The organism is Carnobacterium sp. 17-4 (assembly GCF_000195575.1).
Classification (GTDB): Bacteria; Bacillota; Bacilli; order Lactobacillales; family Carnobacteriaceae; genus Carnobacterium_B.
The window spans coordinates 1321895-1337120 of the sequence record NC_015391.1; the positions used below are offsets into that span (position 1 = coordinate 1321895).

At 36.0% G+C, this 15226-nt stretch carries 15 protein-coding genes; 1 reads left to right on the top strand and 14 read right to left on the bottom strand.

Annotated elements, in window-relative coordinates; all coding sequences use genetic code 11:
* Positions 1–3: 3 nt before the first annotated feature.
* The 6 genes from hemL to CAR_RS06395 form a co-directional block, all read right to left on the bottom strand.
* Positions 4–1299 (bottom strand): glutamate-1-semialdehyde 2,1-aminomutase, encoded by a 1296-nt coding sequence (gene hemL, locus CAR_RS06370; RefSeq protein ID WP_041556344.1) that lies wholly within the window; start codon positions 1297–1299, stop codon positions 4–6.
* Entirely contained in the window at positions 1277–2689 is a 1413-nt protein-coding gene (gene hemA, locus CAR_RS06375; protein ID WP_013710909.1) for a glutamyl-tRNA reductase, read from the bottom strand. The genes hemL and hemA overlap by 23 nt, the downstream gene beginning before the upstream one ends.
* A 117-nt stretch (positions 2690–2806) precedes the next feature.
* Positions 2807–3394 carry a ribosome biogenesis GTP-binding protein YihA/YsxC gene (gene yihA, locus CAR_RS06380; protein ID WP_013710910.1) on the bottom strand — a complete coding sequence of 196 codons (588 nt, stop codon included), beginning with the start codon at positions 3392–3394 and terminating at the stop codon, positions 2807–2809.
* Between the two features lie 215 nt (positions 3395–3609).
* Positions 3610–4857, bottom strand: a complete 1248-nt coding sequence (gene clpX / locus CAR_RS06385; protein WP_013710911.1) for an ATP-dependent protease ATP-binding subunit ClpX — start codon at positions 4855–4857, stop codon at positions 3610–3612.
* Between the two features lie 225 nt (positions 4858–5082).
* Positions 5083–6363 (bottom strand): trigger factor, encoded by a 1281-nt coding sequence (gene tig / locus CAR_RS06390; protein ID WP_013710912.1) that lies wholly within the window; start codon positions 6361–6363, stop codon positions 5083–5085.
* Between the two features lie 161 nt (positions 6364–6524).
* Complete coding sequence (locus CAR_RS06395; RefSeq protein WP_013710913.1) at positions 6525–7484, bottom strand: hydrolase; 960 nt, start codon at positions 7482–7484, stop codon at positions 6525–6527.
* Between the two features lie 271 nt (positions 7485–7755).
* Between CAR_RS06395 and CAR_RS06400 the strand changes: the two genes are divergently transcribed.
* On the top strand, positions 7756–8064 hold the full coding sequence (locus CAR_RS06400) for a hypothetical protein (protein ID WP_013710914.1): 309 nt from the start codon (positions 7756–7758) through the stop codon (positions 8062–8064).
* 43 nt (positions 8065–8107) lie between these two features.
* On the opposite strand, the gene CAR_RS06405 is transcribed toward CAR_RS06400, so the two are convergent.
* The 8 genes from CAR_RS06405 to fabD form a co-directional block, all read right to left on the bottom strand.
* Positions 8108–8878: an acetyl-CoA carboxylase carboxyl transferase subunit alpha gene (locus CAR_RS06405; RefSeq protein ID WP_041556875.1), complete on the bottom strand. Its 771-nt coding sequence runs from the start codon at positions 8876–8878 to the stop codon at positions 8108–8110.
* Positions 8879–8928: 50 nt separating this feature from the next.
* Positions 8929–9777: an acetyl-CoA carboxylase, carboxyltransferase subunit beta gene (gene accD / locus CAR_RS06410; protein ID WP_013710916.1), complete on the bottom strand. Its 849-nt coding sequence runs from the start codon at positions 9775–9777 to the stop codon at positions 8929–8931.
* 61 nt (positions 9778–9838) lie between these two features.
* Complete coding sequence (locus CAR_RS06415; RefSeq protein WP_013710917.1) at positions 9839–11206, bottom strand: acetyl-CoA carboxylase biotin carboxylase subunit; 1368 nt, start codon at positions 11204–11206, stop codon at positions 9839–9841.
* Positions 11207–11210: 4 nt separating this feature from the next.
* Positions 11211–11633 carry a 3-hydroxyacyl-ACP dehydratase FabZ gene (fabZ, locus tag CAR_RS06420; RefSeq protein WP_176944148.1) on the bottom strand — a complete coding sequence of 141 codons (423 nt, stop codon included), beginning with the start codon at positions 11631–11633 and terminating at the stop codon, positions 11211–11213.
* A 21-nt stretch (positions 11634–11654) separates the two neighbouring features.
* Positions 11655–12143 carry an acetyl-CoA carboxylase biotin carboxyl carrier protein gene (accB, locus tag CAR_RS06425; protein WP_013710919.1) on the bottom strand — a complete coding sequence of 163 codons (489 nt, stop codon included), beginning with the start codon at positions 12141–12143 and terminating at the stop codon, positions 11655–11657.
* Position 12144: 1 nt separating this feature from the next.
* On the bottom strand, positions 12145–13386 hold the full coding sequence (fabF, locus tag CAR_RS06430) for a beta-ketoacyl-ACP synthase II (protein ID WP_013710920.1): 1242 nt from the start codon (positions 13384–13386) through the stop codon (positions 12145–12147).
* 15 nt (positions 13387–13401) lie between these two features.
* Complete coding sequence (gene fabG, locus CAR_RS06435) at positions 13402–14139, bottom strand: 3-oxoacyl-[acyl-carrier-protein] reductase (protein ID WP_013710921.1); 738 nt, start codon at positions 14137–14139, stop codon at positions 13402–13404.
* A gap of 21 nt (positions 14140–14160) precedes the next feature.
* On the bottom strand, positions 14161–15105 hold the full coding sequence (gene fabD / locus CAR_RS06440) for an ACP S-malonyltransferase (protein ID WP_041556347.1): 945 nt from the start codon (positions 15103–15105) through the stop codon (positions 14161–14163).
* Positions 15106–15226: the final 121 nt, after the last annotated feature.

The following is a 15226-nucleotide window of genomic DNA, read 5'->3' on the forward strand; positions in this document are numbered from 1 at the left end:
TTTCTATTTTACGTTTTTCAATACTTTAAAGCTCGCTTCCATAGCATCTAAAGTTCGTTCGATATCTTCTATAGTATGAGTAGTGGATAAAAATATTCCTTCGAATTGAGACGGAGGCAACAATATACCCTGATTAATCATTTCTTTATAATAGTCAGCAAAAAATAGTGTATCACTTGCTTTACTTTGCGCATAGTTGGTCACGGGTCCATCATTAAAGAATAAACCGATCATACTCCCCGCACGATTGATCGTAATCGGTACACTGTACAAAGCACTTAATGAAAGAATTCCTTTTTCAAGTGCATCCCCTAAAGTCTCAAAGTAAATATAATCTTTTTCTGTTAACTGAGACAGTGTAGCTATCCCAGCAGACATTGCGATTGGATTTCCAGATAAAGTACCTGCTTGATAAACGCTACCTGCTGGAGCAATTTGTTCCATGATATCTTTTCTTCCACCATAGGCTCCTACAGGTACACCTCCACCAATCACTTTTCCTAAACAAGTTAAATCTGGCAATACATTATAGTACCCCTGAGCACTGTGGTAACCTACTCTAAATCCGCTCATTACTTCATCAAAGATTAATAATGCACCGTCATCTTTTGTAATTGTGCGCAATCCTTCTAAAAATCCTTTTAGTGGTGGAATAACGCCCATATTTCCCGCTACAGGTTCAACAATCACAGCCGCAATCTCTCCAGGATAAGTTTGAAACAACGCTTTAATCGCTTCTAAATCGTTATAAGGGGCAACTAAAGTATTTGATGTCGTACTTTTTGGAACTCCGGGTGAATCTGGCAAACCTAACGTTGCAACCCCAGAACCTACTTTTACTAATAGAGCATCGTCATGACCATGATAGCTTCCTTCTAGTTTGACTATTTTATCTCTACTTGTAAAACCCCTTGCTAAACGTAAAGCACTCATTGTCGCTTCCGTGCCTGAGTTTACAAAACGAACCATTTCTACAGAAGGTACGCGTTGGATGACCAATTCCGCCAATTGATTTTCTAAAAGAGTTGGCATTCCAAAACTAGTTCCAAAACTTGCTGTACGCTGAATTTCACTTATTACAAGGTCATTTGCATGACCTAGAATCAGTGGGCCCCATCCTAAAACATAATCAATGTATTCATTACCATCTATATCATGGATGTGACTACCTTTACCTTTTTGAATAAATACAGGAGGAACGTCAACTGATTTAAATGCTCTTACTGGGCTGTTAACTCCTCCCGGCATTAAATGGACGGCTTTTTCAAAAGCCTCCTCAGATCGTGTTGTTATTCTCAACGATATTCTCCTCACTTTCTGCTGTAAGAACTTCAGTTGTTTCTTCTGTATTTTCAGATTCAACCGAAAAACCTAATGCTTTAGCAAAAAAATTCAATTCTTTCCTTGAATTTCTTGAAGATTTTTTTCTCGCCAAACCCTTTAATGATTCAATTGGTTTGCGTTTCATTTGGTTAATGACACTTTGAACATGCTTATCGATTAAAAGCATCTGGTGTTCTGTTAAGTCAGGCAATTTTCTTTCTAAGCTGGAGAGCGTCTTTTCTTTTAGCTCTATCACTTGGTCGTGGAGCTCATGTAAATAGGGAACAGCTTGTCTTTCCTGGTACCAATGATCAAAGGCCATTACTTCTTCAATTAAATCGGAAGTAATTTTTTTCACGATTTTATCTTTATCTAGATCAACCTCATCTAAACGAAAACTAATTTGATCCATATCAAAAACTTGAATGCCTTCAATATATTGAAGACTAGGTTCGATATTTCGTGGAACTGCTAAATCCATGAAAAGTTGTTTTTTCTTTGTTAAACGAATCGTAGCCATTTCCTCAATTGTTTTTTCTGTAACTAGGTAATGTTGCGCTTTGGTAGCAATGATAACTCCATCAGCAACAGCTAATGACATTGGCAGATGATTGAAGTCTGCAGTAAAGAAACAACGGTTCAGTATATCTGTGTTACGCTTCGTTTTAGCCCATACATTCATTTCATGGGCTAAATCATTCACTTTTTGTTCATTTCGACCAATGAGCGTTATATGAGTAGCACCTTGATGAAATAACGTTTTTGCTGCTAAACGAATCATTTTTCCTGATCCAATTAGAAGAAAACGTTTATCACTTATACTTTCCCACTCTTCTTTAAAGAGTTTAACTGCAGCTGATCCAGGATTATAAGATAGTTGATCTAAGTTTGTTTTAGTATGCATTTTTTTTGAAAAAGAAATAGACTTATGAAATAAAGAATTTAAAATTGGACCAGATGTGTGCTGTTCAATAGCTATTGCAAGAGCCTGTTTTACTTGACTAAGAATTTGGGTCTCTCCAATGATCAATGAATCAAGTCCCGTAGCTACATTAAAAAGATGTTTTGCAGCATCTAGATTTGATTTTCCATAACTTGTTGAAATAACTTCAGATATTTCATATCCTGTATGATTTGAAAGATAACGAAGCATATCCCCATGCATAAATTCATTTTGGTCAATGTAAAGATAATATTCTGTTCGATTGCACGTTGAAAGAATAACAGCCTCTTTAACTCCTGAAAAAGAGAGTACTTCAGCAAGTTGTTCTGGTATTTTGTTTTCTTCAATTGTGTAATGTTCTCTAATTTCTATCGGTGTTGTTTTATGACTAACCCCATATAATAAGATTTTCAATAGTACCATCCTCTTATTTTTCATCGTTCTAACTGATAATAAATAGAAAAGATAGAATAAAACTAACTTTCTACCCTTTCTATGGTTCACTTATCAACTATTTTAAATTTGTATTCGTTAAAACTGCTAAAGTTTAATGTAGCTTTCGATTAAACTCCAAGCTTTGTCTTTTCCTTCTCCAGTTTCAGATGAAAAAAGAACAAACTCGTCTTCTTCTCTTAAGTTCAATTTATCTTTAACAACTTTAATGTGTTTGTTCCATTTGCTTCTAGGAATCTTATCAGCTTTTGTAGCAATTACGATCACAGGAATAGAGTGATATTTTAAAAACTCGTACATTTGCACATCATCTTCTGTTGGCGGGTGTCTTAAATCTACTACAGAAAGAGCTGCTTTCAATGTATCTCTTTGAGTAAAATAAGTTTCTAGCATTTGCCCCCATTTGGCACGTTCTGTTTTAGATACCTTAGCATACCCATATCCTGGAACGTCAACAAAATAGAATGTATCTTCTATTATGTAGTAATTCAATGTTTGCGTTTTTCCAGGTTTTCCTGAAGTTCTAGCCAGACCTTTTCGGTTAATCATTGTATTGATAAACGATGATTTCCCAACATTTGAACGTCCAGCTAAAGCAATCTCGGGTAATCCAGTATTTGGATATTGAGCAGGCGAAACCGCACTTATGACAATATCAGCTTTATTTACTTTCATGATTTAATCTCCATCTCTAATTATAAATTCTTTTATCATTCTAACATATTAAAGCACTCAATGACATTCCAAATTTGAATCCTTCTCGACTTTATCTATAGAGTCTAATGTTATTCTTAAAATAAAGCACAAATTAAAAAAAATAAACGAAGCTAGGACAGCTGCCCAACTTCGCTTATTTTTTTAACTGCTTCAAACTAACTTTTCAATTAAAATTAGCTGATTTTTTTACCTTCGATATCAAAGAAATCAGGATTTCCTGAACCACTTACTGTATCTTTTGTGATCACACATTTAACAATTTCTGGACGACTTGGTAAGTCAAACATAATTTCTAACATAATTGATTCAATGATAGAACGTAAACCACGTGCACCAGTATTGCGCTCAATAGCTTTTTTAGCGATTTCTGTTAAAGAATCATCTTCAAATTCCAACTCAACCTCATCCAATGCTAACAATTTCTTGTATTGTTTTACAAGAGCATTTTTCGGTTTTGTTAAGATATGAACCAAATCATCTTCAGTCAATTTTTCTAACGCAGCCATTACTGGCAAGCGTCCGATGAATTCTGGAATTAAACCAAATTTCAATAGATCTTCTGGGATAATTTGTTGCATAACACTTTGGCTTTCATCTAATTTTTTCTTAGCAGAACCAAAACCAATTACTTTTTCTCCCATACGATTTTTAACGATCGTTTCAATTCCGTCAAAAGCACCACCTACAATAAATAAGATATTGCTTGTGTCTAATTGAATGAATTCTTGATGAGGGTGCTTTCTTCCACCTTGTGGAGGAACATTAGCTACGGTTCCTTCTAGGATCTTAAGCAAGGCTTGTTGAACGCCTTCTCCACTTACATCACGTGTTATTGATACATTTTCGCCTTTACGCGCAATTTTATCAATTTCGTCGATATAAATAATTCCTTTTTGAGCTCGTTCTACATCATAATCAGCTGCTTGCATTAGTTTTAGAAGAATATTTTCAACATCTTCTCCAACATAGCCTGCTTCTGTTAAACTTGTAGCATCTGCTATTGCAAATGGAACATTTAGAATACGAGCCAAACTTTGAGCAAGGAAAGTTTTCCCAGAACCAGTTGGTCCAATCAAACAAATATTACTTTTTTGCAATTCGATGCCGTCTTTTTCTTCGCCACCCATTTGATTTACACGTTTATAATGATTGTATACTGCTACCGATAGCGATTTTTTCGCTTGTTCTTGCCCAATAACATAATCATTTAATATTCCTCTGATTTCATGAGGTTTAGGCACTTCTAAAAATTCACCATAGCCTGCATCATTGAACTCTTCGTCAATAATCTCTTTACACAAATCAATGCACTCGTTACAAATATATACACCTGGACCAGCAACAATTTTTTTTACTTGGTCTTGTGATTTGCCACAAAATGAGCAACTCACAGGTCCTTTTGCTTCTTCATCATTAAACATTCGTGTCCACCTCTATTCTCATTCATACCACTTATAATAGTAGCAGATTTGTCACTCATATTACAATGAGAATCGTTCAAATCTTAAATAGCATAGCATAATATTTCCTTTAATGCTAGAATTTAAACTGTTTCTCTTTCATACAAAAAGAAGGAGCTTCAAAAGATGTTCCTTTTTGAAGTCCTTCCTTTTTGTCGGTACTATTTATCATTAGCGGAACAGTGATTATTTTTCTTCAGCTGTTTCAGTAATTAGATCAATAGCTTTTTTCATTGCAATATCGTGTTTCAACATTTCAGGAGTCAATGCAGCACGGACAGCTTTTTCATCCATACCATATTGTTCGCCCAAGTTTTTGATTTCTTCGTTTACTTCTTCTTCAGTTGTTTCAAAAGATTCTGCTTCAACGATTGCTTCAAGAACTAAGTTAGTACGAGTTCTTAAATCAGCATCAGCTTCCATTTGTTTGTGTAGATCTTTTTCTGTCGTACCAGTAATTTGGTAGTACATTTCAGGAGAAACACCTTGACGTTGCATATCGTTTAAGAAGACATCCATTTGACGGTGAACTTCGTCATGAACCATTGCCCATGGAAGATCTTCAATTTTAGCATTGTCTACTGCTTGACGAATAGCTGATTCTTCAACTGCTTCATCAGCAGATGCATTTTTAGCTTCTGTTAATTGAGTTTTGATTTTTTCTTTTAATTCTGCTAATGTTTCAACTTCTTCATCAACATCTTTAGCAAATTCATCATCTAAAGCTGGTAATTCTTTTGCTTTAACTTCGTGTACTTTAACTTTAAATGTTACAGAAGCACCTTTTAAATCTTCAGCATGGTAGTCTTCAGGGAAAGTTAAGTCAACATCTAATTCATCTTCAGCTTTAACACCTACAAGTTTTTCTTCAAAACCTGGAATGAATGAGTTTGAACCTAATTCTAATGAATGATTTTCGCCTTTGCCGCCTTCGAAAGCAACGCCGTCTTTAAATCCTTCATAATCGATAACAACAGTATCGCCTTCAACTGCAGCATCTTCTTTCAATACTAGTTCAGCTTGTGCAGCACGTTTTTCTTCAATATTTTTTTCAACGTCTTCACCTGTTACTTCACGGTCTTGTTTTTCAACTGTTAGGCCTTTGTATTCCCCTAATTCAACTTCAGGTTTTACAGTAACTTCAGCTTCGACAACCCAAGCTTCGCCTTTTTCCATAGATTTAACATCGATTTTTGGTTGTGCAACTGGATCAAGACCAGCTTCTGCTACTGCAGCATCATATGCTTCAGGCAATACAGCATTTAAAGCATCTTCATACAAAGCTTCTTCTCCGTATTGTTTGTTAAAGATTGTACGAGGAACCTTCCCTTTACGGAACCCTGGTACACTTAAGGTAGATTTCACTTTGTTGAAAGCTGTATCTAAACCTTCTTTAATTTTTTCTTCTGAAATTTCAAATGTTAAGACACCATCATTTGTGCCTTTTTTTTCCCATTTTGCAGTCATATTATATTTCCCTCCGAAACACTCTATTTTTCGCAATAAAAAAGCAATTGCATACTCATTAATAGTACACTAAAGGCTGAAATTTGTAAATAAAAACAACGAATTAAAGGTAAATCTGATTAAACTCTGTCTAAGGTCTCATTCAATTAACGAATGACTATTTAAACTAAATCTATTAATTCTTGGTCAATCCTTTGCATCCAGACTTCCATCTTTTTACTATCCAAACTAGATTCATTCGTTTCTGCAAAAGAATTGTCGTAGCGTTTTTGATACAGTTCAACCCATTCTACTGGAGAGGTGATCACGTCATCTATAAAAGGGTACAGTACAAAGAAATGAAGCGATACTTCTTGGACCATAGCTTGATAAAGAGTCGGATCATTTTGTTCAACACGCTCAGATAATAGCGACAACACTTCTTGAACAATCGTATGATTCTTGATTGAAGTCAATAAAGTTGGTTGGATAACTTTTTTTTCTTTCATCCAGTAAATATCAAATTCTCCTGATACTTTTTCAATGGCTAACCGTTCTATTGCGGTCGCCTTAATAATGCCATTCACATAAGGATTAGATAATATTGGTTTTACAGCTTGGATAAACGGTTCTGATGGAATCTCTTCTAATTCTTTCATAATAGCAGATTGTTCTGTAAAAGATTTATTCCCTAGCGAGTAAGATTCTTTTAGCAAATAGTCGACCTTTTTTTGTTTCTCAAGTTCAATTTTTGTTTGTTCTTCTTCTAACAATTCTTGAACAGCTGACCAATTTTCTTCAGAAGTTTCGGTTAATGGAAATTTTTTCTTTCGAAACACAATGGCTTGTTCTGCTTGGAGAAACAGATGACATTTTATTAAAATGGCTGTATAAAAAAGAGCCAACGACTCTTCTTGTTCATAAAAAGAATATTTATCATCTGCTATCTCTTTGGCTTTTTGATAATCTCCAACTTGATATAACGCAGTTGTATAATTTGTATTTAATAACTCATCTTGTTCTAACCGATAAGCTTCCTCGAAAAACGGGATAGCTTCTTCCATTCTTCCTGATAAAAAATATTCCATCGCTTCTTTTTTATACCAGTCGTAATTCTTTGGAAAGGGTACTGTTTCTCCCATATTGTCACTCTCCTGCATTCATGTCATTCAATAAAAAGAAATTCATTTTGTTTTTTTTATTCAGTCTTTATTTTAGCATACATTTGTTCGCTAAAGTTGATTATGTTGAAGCTATTAGTGGAATTTAAACAACTAAATTTCCTCTTACACCGGGCTTACAAATTGTGGCCTTATTTTCAAAAAATTATATACTACACGATATAAAATATGGTAAACTATTTCGGGTGCGCTGATATAAAAAACAAATAAAACTTTTAAGGAGGATCCTTCAATGAATCAAGGTTTTGTAAAAGACCTCACTAGTGAAGAACAAACTGAATTACAATCTCTAGCAAATATTATCTTTGTAGAAACGATTGCAAATGGTTTTTATGAATTGAAAAAAGTGACCGTCACATTACCGGAGGATTTTCCTTTAGGACGAATCTATTCTAGAGAAATGCTTGGAAAATTACTTTTAGACGATCATCGATACAGTATCTTGATTGAAACAAATGATAGCAAATATCTTTATCAATCTTCTACAGTAAAAATACCAACAATTAATCTCCCACAACTAGAAAAAGAGCAAGTCAGTTGATTTCAACTAACTTGCTCTTTTTTTGTTAATTATTTAGTAGAAATCAATATTTTCTAAATCGTTGATAGCGTTCTTCAACAAGTTGATCAGGTGTTTTTGTAGAAAGTTCTTTTATGGTCGAACCTATATTATCTTTCATATCTTTCAGAATTTGCTCTTGAGACAACAAACCTTCTGAATTTGTTTCCGGCAAAATAAAGTCAATTATATCAAGCCCAAATAAATCTTGAGCAGTTAATTTCATCAATTCTGCTGCTTCCTTCGATCTTGTTGAATCTTTCCATAAAATAGAAGAAAACCCTTCAGGTGAAAGTACAGAATACATCGTGTGTTCCATCATCCAGACTTGATTCCCCATAGCCAAAGCTAAAGCTCCTCCACTACCGCCTTCACCGATAATAATGGAAAGAACCGGTACTTTTAATTTACTCATTTCGATTAAATTACGAGCAATAGCTTCACCTTGTCCTCTATTTTCAGCCTCGACGCCACAATAAGCACCAGCAGTATTAACAAACGTTATTATCGGTCTATTAAATTTTTCAGCTTGTTTCATTAAACGCAATGCTTTTCGGTAACCTTCTGGATGAGGAGATCCAAAATTACGCATAATATTTTCTTTAACTTCATGACCTTTTTGATTGCCTATCACCGTTACAGGTTGTCCATTTAAGGATGCTATGCCCCCGACAATGGCTTTATCATCATGAAAAGAACGATCGCCATGGAATTCAATAAAATCGTCAAAAACAGATTTCATTATTTCTAAAGCAGTTAATCGTGATGTTTTCCTTGATAAAGCAACGATTTCCATAGCTTCTTTCAACTCGTTCACCTTCTTTATAAAATACTTGCCTGTCTATTTTACTGATGCATGTGTAAGATATCGCTTAGAATCTGTTTCAATTCTTTTCTTGGTACAATCTTATCAATAAACCCGTTCTCTAAAACAGATTCAGCAAGTTGAAAATCATCAGGAAGTTCTTCATTTATCGTCTGCTCAATTACACGTCTGCCAGCAAACCCAACTAGTGCTTGAGGTTCCGATAAGATGATATCACCTTGCATGGCAAAACTAGCCGTTACCCCACCAGTAGTCGGATCTGTCAAGACCGTTACGTAAAGTAAACCGGCATCACTGTGACGAGCTACAGCACCACTAATTTTAGCCATCTGCATCAGAGATAAAATACTTTCTTGCATACGAGCTCCACCTGAGGCAGTAAAAATGATGACAGGTAATTTTTCTTCTGTTGCTTTTTCAAATGTTCTTGTTATTTTTTCACCAACTATTTTCCCCATGCTTCCCATAATAAAATGAGAATCCATTACACAAATGGCTGTTTCGATTCCATTGATCGTACCTTTTCCAGTTAAAACAGCTTCATGAAGATCTGTCTTTTTCTGAGCTAATTCTATTTTTTTATCATAGTCTGGGAAATTTAAAGGATTTTCAAATGGAATATCGTGATACCACTCTTCAAAACTAGCTTCATCAATGGTTAATTCAATTCGCTTTTGTGCCCGTATTCTAAAGGTATAGCCACATTCAGGACAGATTTTTTCTGCTCCTAAATCCTTTGTATAAATGGCTTTTTTACAACTTGGACATTGTGCGAACATGCCATCTGGCACCATAGGATTATCTGTTTCTTCATCGATTTGTGAGCGTTTCGTAATAGGGATGTAAGCTCTTTTTTTAAATAACTGCACGTTGTCACCTCTTTTATTTACTGCATTTTTAGTAAGATGGTTTTGTTACTTCAAAACAAACTTATTCAATACGAGGTTTCCATTCTTTAAGAAAGACATCTTGTAAAAAGCTTGTATCATACTCTCCATTAACAAAGCGTTTATCCATTAACAAATCTTCTTGGAAAAACTGGTTGCTAATAATTCCATCGATTACCATTTCACCTAGAGCACGTTGCATTTTAGCGATGGCTTCAGCACGATTGGCACCTTTTGTAATGATTTTTGCAATCATTGCATCATAATAAGGTGGAATATCTGCTCCAGCAAACATGGCACTATCGACTCTCAAGCCGTTTCCGCCACTCGGCATCATTAAGTATTGAATCGTTCCAGGAGAAGGTGCAAAGTTAAAAGCAGGATTTTCAGCATTGATTCTACATTCAATAGTGTGTCCAGTCAAACGAACGTCACTTTGTTGAATCGATAACTCTACTCCACTTGCAATCAGTAATTGTTCTTTAACAATATCAAATTCAGTAGCCATCTCCGTTACTGGATGTTCAACTTGAATACGAGTGTTCATTTCCATGAAATAAAACTCTCCATTTTGATCCAATAAAAACTCAATCGTACCTGCATTTTTATAACCGACATACTTTGCAGCACGAATAGCTGTTTCACCAAGATTTTTTCTTTGCTCTTCATTAATCGCTACAGAAGGAGATTCTTCAATTACTTTTTGATTATTGCGTTGCAAAGAACAATCGCGTTCTCCTAAATGGATAACATTTCCGTAATGATCACCTAATAATTGTACCTCAATATGGCGTGCATGTTCAATGATTTTCTCCATATACATTTGATCATCGCCAAAAGCTGCTTTTGCTTCGTTTTTTGCACTATTAAATGCAGCAGTTAGATCTTCGGTTCTTAGGACCTTACGCATCCCTTTTCCGCCACCACCAGCTGCAGCTTTGACCATTACTGGATAACCTAATTGATCTGCCAGTTGTTTAGCTTCATTAGTATCGGTAATGAAACCTTCACTTCCTGGAATAACCGGTACATTTGCTTCAATCATAAGAGCACGCGCATTCGCTTTATTTCCCATTTGATCAATAGTAACCGCATCTGGACCAATGAACGTAACATTCATTTCCTTACACATGGTCGCAAATGTACTATTTTCAGATAAGAACCCAAAACCTGGGTGAATCGCTTGAGCATTCGTCACAACCGCTGCACTTAAAATACTTTGCATATTCAAGTAAGAGTCAGTAGCTTTTGCTGGGCCAATACAAATCGCTTCATCTGCTAACTGCATATGCAAAGCATCACGATCCGCTTCGGAATAAACGGCAACCGTTTTGATTCCCATTTCACGACAAGCTCGAATAATTCGAACAGCAATTTCTCCTCGATTGGCAATTAATATCTTATTAAACATAGGCTTATCTACCAATGATGAAAGTTAATTCAGCTTCACAAACTTTTTTTCCATCTACGTATGCTACACCTTTTCCGATACCAGCGTAATCTTTCAATTTAACAATGTCGACTTGCAACATCAATTGGTCACCAGGAACAACCTTTTTACGGAATTTTACTTTGTTCATTCCACCTAAATAAGCTGTTTGTCCTTTAAAACGGTCTAGTGTCAATAAAGGAATCGATCCTGCTTGAGCTAGAGCTTCTAAAATGTATACTCCTGGTAATACCGGTTCACCTGGAAAGTGACCTTGGAATACTTCTTCATTGATTGTTACATTTTTAAGTGCTACAACATGTTCACCTGGAATCATTTCGTCTACACGGTCAATAAAGTAGATTGGGTAGCGGTTCGGGATCAATTCTTGGATTTCTTTAATATTCATTTTTGTCATTGGTATTTCCTCCTAGGCAATTCTGAACAAAGGTTGATTAAATTCAACAACTTGTTCATCTTCTATTAGTATTTCAGTAATCGTTCCATCTACTTCACTTTTAATTTCATTCATCAATTTCATAGCTTCTATAATACAAAGTGTTTCCCCAACAGTTACTTTATCGCCCACTTTTTTAAAGGCTGGTTGATCAGGTGAAGGCGCAGTGTAAATTACTCCAACAATTGGAGAATTAACTAGTGCACCATCGGCAACGATCTCTGCAATTGGAGCAGAATTGGATACTTCTTCGAAAACTGGAGAAGAAGTTTGTATATTCTCTTTACGAACAGGTTCGTTAAATCTAGTTTCTGAATCAGTAAGAACCGTTTGATTGCTGATTTGTTGGCTAGATGTATTTTTACTCATACGTAAAGTTACATTATCCATTTGCAAATCAAATTCAGTTAATTCTGATTGATTGACTAGATCAAGAATTTCTTTCACTTGACCAAAATCCATTTTATTGCCCCTCCCATTTCTTAAAGCATGTTACGGCATTGTGTCCGCCAAAGCCTAAAGAATTGTTTAGTGTGTATTTAACATCAGCTTCACGTCCAACGTTAGGAATATAATCCAAATCGCACGCTTCATCTGGTACTTGAAGTCCGATAGTCGGAGGTAAGAAACCATCTTGAAGAGCTTTCACACATGCTACTGCTTCAATGGCTCCTGCAGCACCTAATAAGTGTCCGGTCATACTTTTCGTACTTGAAATTGCAACATTTTTAGCCTCATCGCCAAATGCATATTTAATAGCCATTGTCTCAGCAGAATCGTTTGCTCCAGTACTCGTTCCATGAGCATTGATATAGCCCACATCAGCAGGTGTAATACCGGCTTCAGCCATTGCGTCTTGCATTGCACGACCTGCGCCACTTCCGTCTGGTGTTGGTGCAGTCATATGATACCCGTCACCTGTAGAACCGTAACCAACGACCTCAGCGTAGATTGTTGCTCCACGTTCTAAAGCATGGTCTAGACTTTCAAGCATCAGTACAGCTGCGCCTTCACCCATAACAAAACCAGTACGCTCTTTATCAAAAGGAATTGAAGCACGGTCAGGATCTGTACTTTTTGATAGAGCCGTTAATGCAGCAAAACCAGCGATACCGATTTCATTGATCGTACCTTCTGCTCCTCCAGCAAGAATCACGTCTGAGTAACCGTGTTTAATATTACGGTAAGCTTCTCCAATAGAATTATTTCCAGAAGCACAAGCTGTTACGATAGATGTGTTGATCCCTTTAGTTCCAATAGCAATTGAAATATTCCCAGCGGCCATATTTCCGATTGCCATCGGCACAAAGAAAGGTGCTACACGTTGAGGTCCTTTTGTGTTCATCTTAATGATTTGCTCTTGCATAGCGTTCAATCCGCCGATACCAGAACCAACAATAACACCAAAACGGTTCATATCAGTTTTTTCACGATCAATACCACTTTCTTCTACAGCTTGTACAGCTGCTGCGACACCATATCTTGAAAATTCGTCCATACGTTTTGAAATTTTACGTTGCATATAGTTTGTTGCATCAAAGTCTTTCAATTCACCAGCAACAGTAATACCTGTCTCTGTTGCATCAAATTTTGTGATAGGAGCAATACCGTTTTTTCCAGCTTTAAGCCCATTCCAAAATTCATCAACCGTATTTCCTAAAGGTGTCACAGCACCCATTCCAGTAATTACTACACGATTCGTCATTGTTTTTCCTCCTTTTTAACCATTCATAACCATTCCGCCATCTACATTGATGACTTGACCTGTAATGTATTTATTTTCGCTTAAGAAAACCGCTGCTCTCGCAACATCTTCTACGTTACCTAAATGTTTCAAAGGTATCTGACTAACCGCTTGTTCTTTCATCTTATCAGACAATACATCGGTCATTTCTGTATCAATAAAACCTGGAGCAATAGCGTTTACCGTAATTCCTCTAGTAGCTAGTTCTCTTGCAGCAGATTTTGTTAACCCTACAACACCGGCTTTACTTGCAGCATAGTTTGCTTGTCCAACGTTTCCAACAAGTCCAACTACACTTGCCATGTTAATGATCGTTCCGCTCTTTTGTTTTAACATAACTTTAGATGCATGGCGAATAGTATTAAACGTTCCTTTTAAGTTAACTGAAATCGTTTGGTCAAAGTCTTCTTCTGACATCCGCATTAAAAGCATATCGTTTGTGATACCAGCATTGTTCACTAAGATATCAACGCTCCCAAAAACTTCTTTTGATTCTTCAATCAGTTGTTTAGCAAACTCAAAATCACTAACATCACCTAAAATAGTGTGCGTTTTAACTCCATAACCTTCTATTTCGCTGATTAGCTCATCAGAAATAGGTTTACGTCCATTTAAAACAACGTTTGCTCCAGCTTTTGCAAATTCTACAGCTACTGCTTTTCCAATACCTCTTGAACTACCTGTAACAATAACGGTTTGATCTTTTAAAGTCATGTGCTCACTCCTTTTAATGTACTAGCCCAGAGCGTTCAGCTCAGCCAGTTTATTTACAGTTTTTTCTAAGGTCTTTTCATTTTCAACATTTAGAATAGTAACTGTTTTATCGATTTTCTTGATAAAACTGCTTAATGTCTTACCAGGACCTACTTCGATAAAAGTATCAACGCCTAAGTCAATCATTGTTCTTACACTGTCTTCCCAGTAAACAGGAGACATCACTTGTTTCACCATCATTGTTCTTATTTGCTCTTTGTCTTCAAAGACTTTAGCAATGGTGTTGCTAATAACAGGCAGTTCAGAATCATGAATTGAAACAGATTTAAGTGCTTCTTCCAATTGAATCGACGCGGGCTCTAATAGCTGTGTATGAAATGGTCCACTGACTTGCAAAGGAACAACTCGTTTTGCTCCTCTTTCAAGAAGAAGTTCCCCTGCCTTTTCTACAGCTGCTTTAAGACCAGCAATAGCAATTTGTCCAGGCATATTATAGTTTGCAGGAGAAACGATACCAAGTACACTTGCTTCATCACAAGCATCAATAATTGTTTGGCGATCTGATCCCATCACGGCACTCATAGCACCTTTGCCTAAAGGAACAGCATCAGTCATGTATTGCCCTCTTTTTTTAACCAATTTAACAGCATCTTCAAAAGATAGCACATTCGCTTTTACAAATGCACTGTACTCTCCTAGACTTAAACCAGCTACAACCTCAGGATGGATCCCTTTTTCTTTTAACAATGCATCAATAGCCAAGCTTACAGTAAGGATAGCAGGCTGAGTATAAGTAGTTTGATTCAGCAAGTCATTTTCTTTAAAGCAGAGTTCAGCCATATCTAAATTCAAAGATTGTCCAGCTTGATCAAAAACCTCTCGAACTACACTATACTTCTCATACAAGTCTTGCCCCATACCAAAGTATTGAGCGCCTTGTCCACTATATACAAAGGCAATTTTCATAGGTTTCTTCTCCTTTAACACTGTAATTTGTCTATAAAAAAAATCATCCATTCCATAAACATTCAATCAATAAGAGAAATAATCGAAAAAAAACTAAGAAAAACTAATCTGAAGCGAAAAG